General features: G+C 73.1%; 10 protein-coding genes and 2 tRNA genes. 9 read left to right on the top strand and 3 right to left on the bottom strand.

Translation table 11 applies throughout. The features are described 5' to 3' along the window. Positions 1 to 48 precede the first annotated feature (48 nt). From ACZ66S_RS04470 to ACZ66S_RS04435, 8 genes are all read left to right on the top strand, one after another. The gene (locus tag ACZ66S_RS04470) at positions 49 to 897 is read left to right on the top strand and encodes a carbohydrate ABC transporter permease (protein ID WP_469899564.1); all 849 of its coding nucleotides are present in this window, start codon (positions 49 to 51) and stop codon (positions 895 to 897) included. 1 nt (position 898) lies between these two features. After that, entirely contained in the window at positions 899 to 2530 is a 1632-nt protein-coding gene (locus ACZ66S_RS04465) for a beta-N-acetylhexosaminidase (RefSeq protein ID WP_469899563.1), read from the top strand. Between the two features lie 245 nt (positions 2531 to 2775). Beyond that, positions 2776 to 3669 carry an FAD binding domain-containing protein gene (locus ACZ66S_RS04460; RefSeq protein WP_181412249.1) on the top strand — a complete coding sequence of 298 codons (894 nt, stop codon included), beginning with the start codon at positions 2776 to 2778 and terminating at the stop codon, positions 3667 to 3669. Then, positions 3666 to 5483, top strand: coding sequence for a (2Fe-2S)-binding protein (locus tag ACZ66S_RS04455; protein WP_469899562.1), 1818 nt, complete (start codon positions 3666 to 3668; stop codon positions 5481 to 5483). Before ACZ66S_RS04460 ends, ACZ66S_RS04455 begins: the two co-directional genes overlap by 4 nt. Beyond that, a complete protein-coding gene (locus tag ACZ66S_RS04450; RefSeq protein WP_469899561.1) occupies positions 5480 to 7792 on the top strand; it encodes a xanthine dehydrogenase family protein molybdopterin-binding subunit in 2313 nt (770 codons plus the stop codon). Before ACZ66S_RS04455 ends, ACZ66S_RS04450 begins: the two co-directional genes overlap by 4 nt. Next, positions 7789 to 7917, top strand: coding sequence for a hypothetical protein (locus tag ACZ66S_RS04445; RefSeq protein WP_260470535.1), 129 nt, complete (start codon positions 7789 to 7791; stop codon positions 7915 to 7917). The genes ACZ66S_RS04450 and ACZ66S_RS04445 overlap by 4 nt, the downstream gene beginning before the upstream one ends. Before the next feature lie 31 nt (positions 7918 to 7948). Beyond that, positions 7949 to 8272: a hypothetical protein gene (locus tag ACZ66S_RS04440; RefSeq protein WP_469899560.1), complete on the top strand. Its 324-nt coding sequence runs from the start codon at positions 7949 to 7951 to the stop codon at positions 8270 to 8272. Between the two features lie 132 nt (positions 8273 to 8404). Further along, complete coding sequence (locus ACZ66S_RS04435; RefSeq protein ID WP_469899559.1) at positions 8405 to 9562, top strand: SUKH-4 family immunity protein; 1158 nt, start codon at positions 8405 to 8407, stop codon at positions 9560 to 9562. On the opposite strand, the gene ACZ66S_RS04430 is transcribed toward ACZ66S_RS04435, so the two are convergent. The 3 genes from ACZ66S_RS04430 to ACZ66S_RS04420 all read right to left on the bottom strand — a co-directional run bounded on the left by ACZ66S_RS04430 (position 9517) and on the right by ACZ66S_RS04420 (position 10403). Further along, entirely contained in the window at positions 9517 to 10104 is a 588-nt protein-coding gene (locus tag ACZ66S_RS04430; RefSeq protein ID WP_469899558.1) for a heme-binding beta-barrel domain-containing protein, read from the bottom strand. The genes ACZ66S_RS04435 and ACZ66S_RS04430 overlap by 46 nt on opposite strands. A gap of 104 nt (positions 10105 to 10208) precedes the next feature. Continuing rightward, positions 10209 to 10280, bottom strand: a tRNA-Cys gene (locus ACZ66S_RS04425). Positions 10281 to 10304: 24 nt separating this feature from the next. Beyond that, a tRNA-OTHER gene (locus ACZ66S_RS04420) sits at positions 10305 to 10403 on the bottom strand. Positions 10404 to 10593: 190 nt separating this feature from the next. On the opposite strand from ACZ66S_RS04420, the gene ACZ66S_RS04415 reads away from it, so the two are divergent. Beyond that, positions 10594 to 12066, top strand: a complete 1473-nt coding sequence (locus tag ACZ66S_RS04415) for an MFS transporter (protein ID WP_469899557.1) — start codon at positions 10594 to 10596, stop codon at positions 12064 to 12066. Positions 12067 to 12077: the final 11 nt, after the last annotated feature.

Raw genomic sequence — 12077 nt, 5'->3', positions numbered from 1 at the left:
AAACCGGATCGTCCGCGCCCGGGTCCTCGGCGCCTGGGGTCTGCGCGCATGGGGTCTCCGCGGCTGGATCTTCTGCGGCGGCCCTGGCGCACGGCCGCCGAGGCGTCGGCGTTGCTCATCGCGGTCGTCGTCGCCTTCCCCCTCTACTGGATGGTGCTCGGCGCCTTCAAACCGGCCTCGGAGATCGAGTCGACCGAGCCCCGGCCCTGGACGCTCGCGCCCTCGCTGGATTCCTTCCGGCGGGTGTTCGGACAGCAGGATTTCGGTCGGTATTTCGTCAACAGCCTTGTCGTCGCCTGCACCGTCGTGATCGTCTCGGCGTTGATCGCGTTTCTCGCGGCGACCGCCGTGACACGATTCCGCTTCCGCTTCCGGACCACTCTGCTGATCATGTTCCTGGTGGCCCAGATGGTGCCCGTGGAGGCCCTCACCATCCCCTTGTTCTTCCAGATGCGGGACTTCGGTCTGCTGAACACGCTGGGCTCGCTGGTGCTGCCCCACATCGCCTTCTCGCTGCCCTTCGCGATCTGGATGCTCAGGGGGTTCGTGAAGGCCGTACCGGAGGCTTTGGAGGAGGCCGCCTACATCGACGGGGCGAGCCGCGCGCGATTCCTGTGGCGGATTCTCTTCCCGCTCGTCCTGCCCGGCCTGGTGGCCACGAGCGTGTTCTCCTTCATCTCGGCCTGGAACGATTTCCTCTTCGCCAAGTCGTTCATCATCAGCGACACTTCGCAGTCGACGCTGCCGATGGCCCTGCTGGTCTTCTACAAGCCGGACGAACCCGACTGGGGCGGGGTCATGGCCGCGTCCACGGTGATGACGATTCCGGTGCTGGTGTTCTTCGTACTCGTACAGCGACGCCTGGTCTCGGGGCTGGGCGGAGCGGTCAAGGACTGACATGACGTCGCTGACAGAACTGATTCCCGCGCCCCGCGCCGTCGAGGGGCCCACGGCCTGCGGCTTCGTGTTCGGGCCGGAGACCGCCCTGTGGGGCGCGCCCGGCACCGCGAGCACGCAGCGCTGGCTGCGCTCCACCCTGGGCGCGGCCCTCGGCCTGCCGCTGCCGCCGGGGCAGGAGGGCGCCGAGAACACGCTCACGCTGCGCCTCGACGACACCCTGGAGCCGGAGGGCTACCGGCTGAGGGTCACCGCCGGGTGGGGCGTCGAGATCACGGGCGGCGGCCCGGCCGGAGTCTTCTACGGCGCCCAGTCGCTCCGTCAGCTCCTCGGCCCCGACGCCTTCCGGCGCGCGCCCGTGGCCCCCGACCTCCAGTACGGCGTCCAGCACCAGACCGTCGAGGACGCCCCGCGATTCCGCTGGCGCGGCCTCATGCTCGACGTGGCCCGGCACTTCATGCCCAAGGACGGGGTCCTGCGCTACCTCGATCTGATGGCCGCGCACAAACTCAACGTCTTCCACTTCCACTTGACGGACGACCAGGGCTGGCGGATCGAGATCAAGAGGTACCCGCGGCTCACCGAGGTGGGTTCCTGGCGGGCGCGCACCAAATTCGGCCACCGGGCCTCACCGCTGTGGGAGGAGAAGCCGCACGGCGGTTTCTACACCCAGGACGACATCCGGGAGATCGTCGCCTACGCGGCCGAACGGCATATCACCGTCGTCCCCGAAATCGACGTGCCCGGACACTCGCAGGCCGCGATCGCGGCGTACCCGGAACTCGGCAACACCGATGTCATCGACACGTCCTCCCTGTCGGTCTGGGACACCTGGGGCATCTCCGCAAACGTACTCGCCCCCACTGACAACACCCTGCGCTTCTACGAGGGGGTGTTCGAGGAACTCCTGGAGCTGTTCCCCTCGGAGTTCATTCACGTCGGGGGTGACGAATGCCTCAAGGACCAGTGGCGGCAGTCGCCCACCGCACAGGCCCGCATCGAGGAACTCGGGCTCGCCGACGAGGACGGGCTCCAGTCGTGGTTCATCGGTCACTTCGACCGGTGGCTGACCGCGCGCGGGCGCCGGCTCATCGGCTGGGACGAGATCCTGGAGGGCGGCCTCGCCGAGGGGGCCGCCGTCTCCTCCTGGCGCGGCTATCAGGGCGGCATCGCCGCCGCGCGATCCGGCCACGACGTCGTCATGTGCCCCGAGCAGCACGTGTACCTGGACTACCGCCAGGACCCCGGCGCGGACGAGCCGGTGCCGATCGCGTACGTCCGCACCCTGGAGGACGTGTACCGCTTCGAGCCCGTTCCACCGCAGCTCACCGCGGAGGAGGCCACGCACGTGCTGGGCACGCAGGCCAACCTGTGGACCGAGGTGATGGAGGATCACGCGCGTGTGGACTACCAGGCGTTCCCACGGCTGGTGGCCTTCGCCGAGGTGGCCTGGAGCGCTCTGCCCGCCCCCGCGGAACGGGACTTCGCCGACTTCGAGCGCCGGATGACCGCGCACTACGCACTGCTCGACGCCCTGGGGGTCGGCTACCGGCCGCCCACGGGACCGCTGCCGTGGCAGAAGCGGCCCGGAGTCCTCGGTCGGCCGCTGGAAGGGGCGCCCCCGAACAGGTAGGGGAAAAAGACCTCAAGTGTCACCGAAGAGTGTCAATCGTCCTGCGCGGGTGATCCCGGACGAAAACGGACCATCTCCCTGGTGGGGTGGGCGAATGCCGCCGAACACCTCCTGACGGACCCCTGTCTTCGGGTGTTGCGAAGATGTGCCAGAGTTGCCACGTCCGCCCTGTCAGCACGTACCGTACGGCAGCAAGCAGGCAGGACCAGCAGGACCAGGTGGGGCAGCGGGAAGGGGCAGCCGGTTTGACCACGCACGCACCGCAGGCGGCGCAGGCCGTCACGCTGCCCACGACGCTGGACGAGGCCGTGGCGGCCCTCACCGCGATGCCCGCCGCCGTGCCCGTCGCCGGCGGCACCGACCTGATGGCCGCCGTCAACTCCGGTCAGCTCAGGCCCGCCGCCCTCGTGGGCCTCGGCCGGATCAGCGAGATCCGCGGCTGGCAGTACCAGGACGGGCACGCCCTGCTCGGCGCCGGACTCACGCACGCGCGTATGGGCCGCCCCGACTTCGCCGCCCTCATCCCCGCGCTGGCCGCGGCCGCCCGCGCCGCCGGCCCGCCGCAGATCCGCAACGCGGGCACCCTGGGCGGCAACATCGCCTCGGCGGCCCCCACGGGCGACGCCCTGCCCGTCCTCGCCGCCCTGGAGGCCACGCTGATCATCGCGGGCCCCGACGGAGCCCGCCGGGAGATGCCGGTCTCGCACCTGCTGGCCGGCATGGAGATGCTGCGCGCGGGCGAGCTCATCGGCTTCGTGCGCGTGCCGCTGCTGCACGCCCCGCAGGTCTTCCTCAAGGTCACCGGGCGTACCGGACCCGGGCGCGCGATGGCCTCCGTCGCGCTGGTCCTCGACCCGGCCCGGCGCGGGGTCAGGTGCGCCGTCGGTGCCATAGCGCCGATGCCGCTGCGACCCCTGGACGCCGAGCAGTGGGTCGCCCGGCTCATCGACTGGGACAACAACCGCGCGATCGTCCCGGAGGCCCTGGAGGCCTTCGGCGAGTACGTCGCCGCGGCCTGCATCCCGGACCCGGCACCGGCCCCGGACGGCTCCGTGCCGCAGCATCCGCCCGCGGTACTGCACCTGCGGCGCACCGTCGCCGCGCTGGCCCGACGAGCACTGGGGAGGGCACTGTCGTGACCGACGACCAGCACGGAGAGGGCACGCCCCGGGCCGCCGGCCGCTGGGACCCGCTGCCCCAGGGCGACTACGACGACGGCGCGACCGCCTTCGTGAAGCTCCCCGAGGGGGGCATCGACGCCCTCCTGGCCTCCGCCGACAGCCCGCTCGCAGCGCCCGGTCACGGCTATGTGCCGCCGCAGATAACGGCCGCGCAGGGCGACGGGACCGACCCGGGAGCCTGGGCCGCACCGGCCGAGGGCGCGCAGTGGCCCGACCCGAGCACCCTGCCCCAGGGCCAGACCGGGCAGTTCACGTACAACCCGGCGACCACCCAGCAGTGGCAGGTCGAGGACACCGCGGCCGCGCCCGCGCCGGGCCACGACGTCACCGGCCAGTGGTCGATCCCCGTCGCCGGCGGCGAACTCCCGGACGAGTCGGGCGAGTTCACCACGTCGTCCCTGGTCGAGCAGTGGGGCGGCACCCCGCCGGCGACCCTGCCGGGCGGCGCGGCCGCGCCCTGGGCGACCCAGCCGGCCCAGCCGTGGGGGGACCAGCCCCAGGGCGGCCCCGGCGCGGGACCCGAGCACGGCGCACCGGCCGGAGAACGGCACCCGCACGCGCCGTACGACGACGGGCCCGGGAACGGGTTCGACGACGGCCGCGGCGGCGGCTTCGACGAGGGCCGTGACGGCGGGTTCGACGACGGGCACGCCGGTCCGGCCGGCGACGGCCATGCGCACGTGCCCGCCGGCGAGGCGCCGGGCGGCGAGCCCGACGACCCGCGCGACGGCGGCCCGGACGGGGACGCGCCCATGTCGTCCGCCGCGGGCCACGCGGTCGCCGACGCCCGCCGGCACGCCGAGGCCGACGAGGCGGCAGAGGACTCCGCGCACCCGCACACCGACGGTCGCGGCACGCCCCTGCACCACGACCCCGCCGAGCCCTACGGCGACGGCCCCTCCGCAGCCGCCCCACGGCCCTCACAGGGCCCCGCCGAGGCACCGGTGGCCCCCGGGGCCCCCGAGGGCGCCGAAGAGGCCGTGGAAGCCGCTGACGGCCCCGCCGAACCGGGCGCCGAGCACGCCCCCGCGGCGGGCGACGGCGAACAGGCGCCGGACGCCGCCGAGGAGCACGCCGCCGACCCCGACGAGAGCCCCGACGACCAGACCGCGGCGCCCGGCGAGGAACACCCCCTCGCCTCCTACGTCCTGCGTGTCAACGGCGTCGACCGCCCCGTCACCGACGCCTGGATCGGCGAGTCGCTGCTCTACGTGCTGCGCGAGCGGCTCGGACTCGCCGGCGCCAAGGACGGCTGCTCGCAGGGCGAGTGCGGGGCGTGCAACGTCCAGGTCGACGGACGGCTCGTCGCGTCCTGCCTGGTGCCCGCCGTGACCGCCGCCGGCAGCGAGGTCCGTACCGTCGAGGGCCTCGCCGAGGACGGCCGGCCCTCCGACGTGCAGCGCGCCCTCGCCCGGTGCGGGGCCGTTCAGTGCGGCTTCTGCGTGCCGGGCATGGCGATGACCGTGCACGACCTGCTGGAGGGCAACCCCGCCCCCACCGAGCTGGAGACCCGCCAGGCGCTGTGCGGCAACCTCTGCCGCTGCTCCGGCTACCGGGGCGTCGTCGACGCCGTCAAGGAGGTCGTCGCCGAGCGCGAGGCCCACGCGACGGCCGACGCTGAGACGGACGGCGACGAGGCACGTATTCCGCACCAGGCGGGCCCAGGCGCCGGCGGCGTCAACCCGTCGGCGTTCGACTCCCCGGGGTTCCCGAACGCCTCCGGGCCGCATGAGCAGGCGTACGGACAGGGACAGGACGGAGGCCAGGCGTGAGCAACGAAGCCGCCACCGCGACCACCGCCGCGGAGGCAGCAGCACCTGCCCCCGAGCCGATTCCGCACGGCATCGGCGTCTCCCTGCCGGCCGCCGACGCGCGTGCGAAGACCGAGGGCACCTTCCCCTACGCGGCCGACCTGTGGGCCGAGGGCCTGCTGTGGGCGGCCGTCCTGCGCTCCCCGCACGCGCACGCGCGCATCGTGTCCATCGACACCACCCACGCGCGTGAGATGCCCGGAGTCCGCGCGGTCGTCACCCACGAGGACGTGCCCGGCAGACCGGTGCACGGCCGCGGCAGGGCCGACCGCCCGGTGTTCGCCTCCGAGGTCGTACGCCATCACGGCGAGCCGATCGCGGCCGTGGCCGCCGACCACCCCGACACCGCGCGCATGGCCGCGGCCGCCGTCATCGTCGAGTACGAGGTGCTCGACCCGGTCACCGACCCGGAACAGGCCTTCGAGGCCGAGCCGCTGCACCCCGACGGCAACCTGGTCCGGCACATCCCGCTCCAGCACGGCGACCCCTCCGTGACCGGCGAGATCGTCGTCGAGGGCCAGTACCGCATCGGCCGCCAGGACCCCGCCCCCATCGGCGCCGAGGCCGGTCTCGCCGTGCCCCGTCCCGACGGCGGCGTGGAGCTCTACCTCGCCTCCACCGACCCGCACACCGACCGCGACACGGCCGCCGCCTGCTACGGCCTGGACCCCGAGCGCGTCAAGGTCGTCGTCACCGGGGTCCCCGGCGCCACCGCCGACCGCGAGGACCAGGGCTTCCAACTCCCGCTCGGCCTCCTGGCACTGAAGACCGGCTGCCCGGTGAAGCTGACGGCCACGCGCGAGGAGTCCTTCCTCGGCCACGTGCACCGCCACCCGACGCTGCTGCGATACCGCCACCACGCCGACGCCGAGGGCAAGCTGGTCAAGGTCGAGGCGCAGATCCTGCTCGACTCGGGCGCCTACGCCGACACCTCCGCGGAGGCCCTGGCCGCCGCCGTCGGCTTCGCCTGCGGGCCGTACGTCGTCCCGAACGCCTTCATCGAGGGCTGGGCCGTGCGCACCAACAACCCGCCCTCGGGCCATGTCCGCGGCGAGGGCGCCATGCAGGTCTGCGCCGCCTACGAGGCGCAGATGGACAAGCTGGCCAAGAAGCTGGGCGTCGACCCGGCGGAACTGCGTCTGCGCAACGTACTGGCGACGGGGGACGTGCTCCCGACCGGCCAGACGGTCACCTGCCCGGCCCCGGTCGCCGAACTGCTGCAGGCCGTGCGGGACTTCCCGCTGCCGGCGCTGCCCAAGGACACCCCCGAGGACGAGTGGCTGCTGCCCGGCGGTCCCGAGGGCGCGGGTGAACCGGGCGCGATCCGCCGGGGCGTCGGCTACGGCCTCGGCATGGTGCACATGCTGGGCGCCGAGGGCGCGGACGAGGTCTCCACGGCGACCGTCCGGGTCCAGGACGGCGTCGCCACGGTGCTCTGCGCGGCCGTCGAGACCGGCCAGGGATTCACCACGCTGGCCCGTCAGATCGTCCAGGAGACGCTCGGCATCGACGAGGTCCACGTGGCCCCCGTCGACACCGACCAGCCCCCGGCGGGACCGGGCGCGCGCGGCCGCCACACCTGGGTCTCGGGCGGCGCGGTGGAACGCGCGGCCAAGATGGTCCGCACCCAGCTCCTGCAGCCCCTGGCGCACAAGTTCGGCATGTCCACCGAACTGCTCCAGATCACCGACGGCAAGATCACCTCGTACGACGGCGTCCTGTCGACGACCGTCACCGAGGCCATGGACGGCAAGGAACTGTGGGCCACCGCCCAGTGCCGTCCGCACCCGACGGAACCCCTCGACGAGACGGGCCAGGGCGACGCCTTCGTCGGGATGGCGTTCTGCGCGATCCGCGCGGTCGTCGACGTCGACATCGAACTCGGCTCGGTCCGCGTGGTCGAGCTGGCGCTCGCCCAGGACGTGGGCCGCATCCTCAACCCCGCCCAGCTCGAGGCCCGTATCGAGGCGGGCGTCACGCAGGGCGTCGGGATAGCGCTGACGGAGAACCTGCGCAGCGCGCGCGGGCTGATCCGGCACCCGGACCTCACGGGGTACGCCCTGCCGACGGCCCTGGACGCGCCGGAGATCCGGATCGTCAAGCTCGTCGAGGAGCGGGACGTGGTCGCCCCGTTCGGCGCGAAGGCGGCCAGCGCGGTGCCGGTGGTCACGTCACCGGCGGCGGTCGCCTCCGCCGTACGGGCCGCGACCGGCCGTCCCGTCAACCGGCTGCCGATCCGCCCGCAGGCCGCGGTGGTGACGGACCGATGAGCACGCCGGGGCAGGAGCCCCGCGAGTACGAACCGCCGCCCGGCCTGGGCAAGTTGGCGCTGTGGATCCTGCTGTTCGTGGTGGCGGCGATCGTCGTCGTGGTCGGCGGCGTCTACTTCGCGTGAGCGAAGTCCCGTCGGCCGTAGGCGAGTTCAGGTGGTCCGGGGCGTCCTGCTGGTCACCGGTGTGCTCGGCCAACTCCGGCTGCGGTACCGGCTGTCGGCGGCGACGATGGTGGACGCGTACGCCGAGTTCGGGTTCACGGCCGTCGTGCAGGACGTCGTCCTCGCGCCCGGCGCGGAGACGGAGGCGGCCCGGACGAAGACCGGCTACGGGCCCGCCTGGACGGTTACCGCGCTGGACGCGGCGCTGCGGGAGTCGACCCCGCCGGTCGGGCTGTGGCTGGACACCTCCGGGCAGACGCCCGCGCAGACGGTGGAGGCGATTCTCGCGGGACGGGAACGCGCCAGGGTGCTCTGACGTCTCCTTGGTACGGGGGCGTTGTCAGTGGTGGCGCGTAGTGTTTCGAGCAGTGGGGGACGAGCGCAGGCCCGACGGGTTCGCCGTGCCGTGCCCGGCCAGGGGACTGCGTACGAAGCACACGGGGGAGCCATGAGCGCGACCGAAGCCGCCGTAGCGGCGATCAGACTGACCGAGGACGAACTGCAGCCCTACATTTCGCACGCGTCGACCCGTCGCTGGCTCAGCGGCCCCGGACTGCCCGCCGACAGCAACCTGTTCAGCTTCGAGGAGCTGCGCAGGGAGGGCCTGCGCACCGTCGCGGACTCGACCTCCGACCCGGCCGGACGGCTCAGCGAGGAGTTGCGCGACCAGTTGGTGATCGGCGGACTCACGGACCTGCACGGCCGGGAGACCGAGTCGGTCCTGCTCGACGGAGTCACCGGCGAGGTCTCCACGACGGCGTTCTTCCACGCCCGCCCCGACCTGATGGACCGCACCCCCCTGGCCCCGTCGCTCCCCACCCTGGTCCGCTTCGCGACGGCGACGGACGAACTGACGGAGGTGCGCGGCCAGTTCGCCGCCTACGCCGGCCGCTTCGGTCCTACGGCCGTGGAGGACGCGACCCGCCAACTGATGACGGTGTTCGAGGAGGGCACGGGCGGCGACGTACCGACGTTCTGGAAGATCGCGGCACTGATCCGCCCCCTGGCCCTGGTGGCGGGGCCGGGCACGGACTCCGGTCTGGCCCTGGACCTGCCGCCGCGCCTGCTGGACCACGAGTTCGGCCGGAACAGGGTCGCCCGCTTCGAGGACATCGACTTCCCGTCCACGCTCACGCACGCCCCGACCCGCCGCTTCCTCGCGCAGACGGGCCTGCCCGAGGACGGCGTCCTCTTCCACACCGACCCGGACGCCCCGCTGCCGACCCTCGCGGAGCACCGCGCCGAGCACCTGGTCGCCCTTCCGCCGCGCGCCGGCCACCTGATCGTCCTCGGGCACCTGATCGAGGACAACACCCTGGTCGTCGACGGCGAGACGGGCGCGGTCCTGAACTGGAGCGAGCGCGAGGGGACGCTCCACCCCCTCAACACCGACATCTCCACCCTCGCCTTCACCCTCTGGCTCCTGCACCGGGAGCGCCGGATGGACGAGGCGCTCGCCCACGAACTGACGAACACGCTGTACGTCCAGGTCGCCAAGACGATGATCCGCGCACTCTCCACGATCGACCCCACGGGCACGACGACCGACGCGGACTGGCACTACTGGACGGAGCTGTTCCAGGACGAGGTGGGCGGGGTGCTCTGACCGGCCGCACGCCGCAGCGTCGCCGAAAGGTGGTGCTGGAGGGGCTGCCCGACGGCCGCGAGATCGTGGACGAAGTCGAGGGTGTCGCCGTCGACGAGGGTGTAGCGGCGGCGGGTGGCGGTCACGTCCTTGGCGGTGGGGGTGAGTGCCACGGAGTGCGTGGCGAGATCGACCGCGCCCTTGCCGGCGTGCCCGGTCAGGATCTCGGTGATGCCGGTGGGCTGGCTGACCAGCGCCTCCACCCGGCCGTCCGGCTGCAACCGCCACCACCCGCTCTCCCGGGCCGCGGGCCGCAGGGGCGCCCCGTCACCGTCGAGCAGCCAGGCCAGTGCCTCGTACCGGAGGAAGGGCCGCCCGTCATGACTGAACCGGACCTCCTGCGCGTACACGAAGTCACCGTCGAGCGTCGGATACCCACCCCGCCCCCGACCGCGCCACACCCCGAGAAACCCGAGCACGGGCCCGAGCAGCGCATGCGGATCAGGCGCCTGATCCGCCCACAGGGACTCGGGAAAGGGAGGCTCCACCACACCGTCGACCACGCCCGCACGCCTCCTCGTTCACGACTACGACCGCCGCAAGCGTAGGACGCCCCACGGGGAAGGGGCGGCACCTCGCACGAGATGCCGCCCCTTCCCCACACCAGAGGCCGTGGCGGGAATCGAACCCGCGTAACTCGCTTTGCAGGCGAGTCCCTGAACCACTCGGGCACACGGCCGTCACCGGGTTCCGTCGTGTCGTCCTGCCGTGGCGGGGATCGAACCCGCGTAACTCCCCGCGAGCGGAGCTCGCTGATGGATGCAGCGCAGGCGAGTCCCTGAACCAATCGGGCACACGGCCGGGGTGAACCGGTGACTTGACCGTAGGGGGGCGTGGGGGGTGGTTCAAGGGAGTCGTGGGGGCTGCAACGGGACTGCCATGCGCCGTTCATGAACGGGCCGTGGCAGGAGGGGGTCGTACGACCAAGGTCTCAGCCCCGGGCAGGCTTTCGACAGGGGTCAACCTGGGCTGTGGCCCTTACTCTGGCGGGCATGGCAGTGCTCGAACCACGTGACGCCGGTGTCACCGGCGACCCTGAGGTCCCGTCCGTCGACGAGGGGGAGGAGGGGGTGCTCGGGCGTTCGTACCGGGCGCTGAGCATCGGCATCGTGTCCGTCGTGCTGCTGATCGCGTTCGAGGCGACCGCCGTGGGGACCGCGATGCCGGTCGCCGCGCGGGAGTTGGACGGGGTCGCGCTCTACGCGTTCGCCTTCTCCGGGTACTTCACCACCAGCCTGTTCGGGATGGTGCTGGCCGGGCAGTGGGCGGACCGGCGGGGGCCGCTCGGGGCGCTGACCGCGGGGATCGCCTGCTTCGGGGCCGGACTGCTGCTCTCGGGGACCGCCGGTTCGATGTGGCTGTTCATCCTCGGGCGGGCCGTGCAGGGCTTCGGGGGCGGTCTGGTCATCGTCGCGCTGTACGTCGTCGTCGGCCGGGCCTATCCCGAGCGGCTGCGGCCCGCGATCATGGCGGCGTTCGCGGCGGGCTGGGTGGTGCCGTCGATCGTGGGACCGCTCGCGGCCGGGGCGGTGACCGAGCACCTCGGGTGGCGATGGGTGTTCGTCGGGATCCCGGCACTGGTGGTCTTCCCGCTGGCCCTCGCGCTTCCCCAGATACGGCGGCGGGCCGCGGGCCCGGTGGACGGCCGTGCTCCCGGCGGCACCGACCGGCGCCGCATCCGGCTCGCCCTCGGGATCTCCCTGGGCGCCGGACTCCTCCAGTACGCCGCCCAGGACCTGCGCCCGCTCTCCCTGCTCCCCGGTCTCGCGGGCGTGGCCCTGCTGGTGCCGGCCGTGCTCGGACTGCTCCCGCGCGGGACGTACCGGGCGGCGCGCGGGCTGCCGTCCGTCGTGCTGCTGCGCGGGGTCGCGGCGGGGTCCTTCGTCGCGGCGGAGTCCTTCGTGCCGTTGATGCTGGTGACCCAGCGCGGGCTGTCGCCGACGCTGGCCGGGTTCTCGCTCGCGGCGGGCGGGGCCACGTGGGCGCTGGGGTCGTGGGTGCAGTCACGGGCGCGGGTGGAGCCGTACCGGGAGCGGCTGATGACCGCGGGGATGGTGCTGGTCGCGGCCGCGATCGCCGCCGCGCCGAGTGTGCTGATCGACTCCGTGCCGGTCTGGACGGTCGCCGTCGCCTGGGGCTTCGGCTGTTTCGGGATGGGGCTCGTGATCTCCTCCACCAGCGTGCTCCTGCTGCATCTGTCCGCCCCGGAGGAGGCCGGCAGCAACTCCGCCGCCCTCCAGATCTCCGACGGCCTCTCCAACGCCGTCCTGCTGGCGGCGGGCGGCGCGGCCTTCGCGGCGCTGGGCGGCGGCACGGTGAGCCACACGGCGACCCAGGCCGCCGGCTCCCACCCGGCCGCGTTCGCCGCGGTGTTCCTGCCGATGGCGGGGGTGGCGTTCGTGGGGGTGTGGGTGACTACGCGGCTGCATGTCAGAACCGGAGTGGCACTGAGTGGTACCACCTAGTACCGTCGAGC

The organism is Streptomyces sp. NPDC107471 (assembly GCF_055582845.1).
Note: the sequence above shows the minus strand (reverse complement) of the source record. Positions and strands in the feature narration are given on the sequence as shown.

Bases quoted from the DNA above. Each gene is read 5' to 3' on its own strand.
- ACZ66S_RS04470 (WP_469899564.1), top strand. From the start codon at position 49: ATGGGGTCTCCGCGGCTGGATCTTCTGCGGCGGCCCTGGCGCACGGCC.
- ACZ66S_RS04465 (WP_469899563.1), top strand. From the start codon at position 899: ATGACGTCGCTGACAGAACTGATTCCCGCGCCCCGCGCCGTCGAGGGG.
- ACZ66S_RS04445 (WP_260470535.1), top strand. From the start codon at position 7,789: ATGAGCACGCCGGGGCAGGAGCCCCGCGAGTACGAACCGCCGCCCGGC.
- ACZ66S_RS04435 (WP_469899559.1), top strand. From the start codon at position 8,405: ATGAGCGCGACCGAAGCCGCCGTAGCGGCGATCAGACTGACCGAGGAC.
- ACZ66S_RS04415 (WP_469899557.1), top strand. From the start codon at position 10,594: ATGGCAGTGCTCGAACCACGTGACGCCGGTGTCACCGGCGACCCTGAG.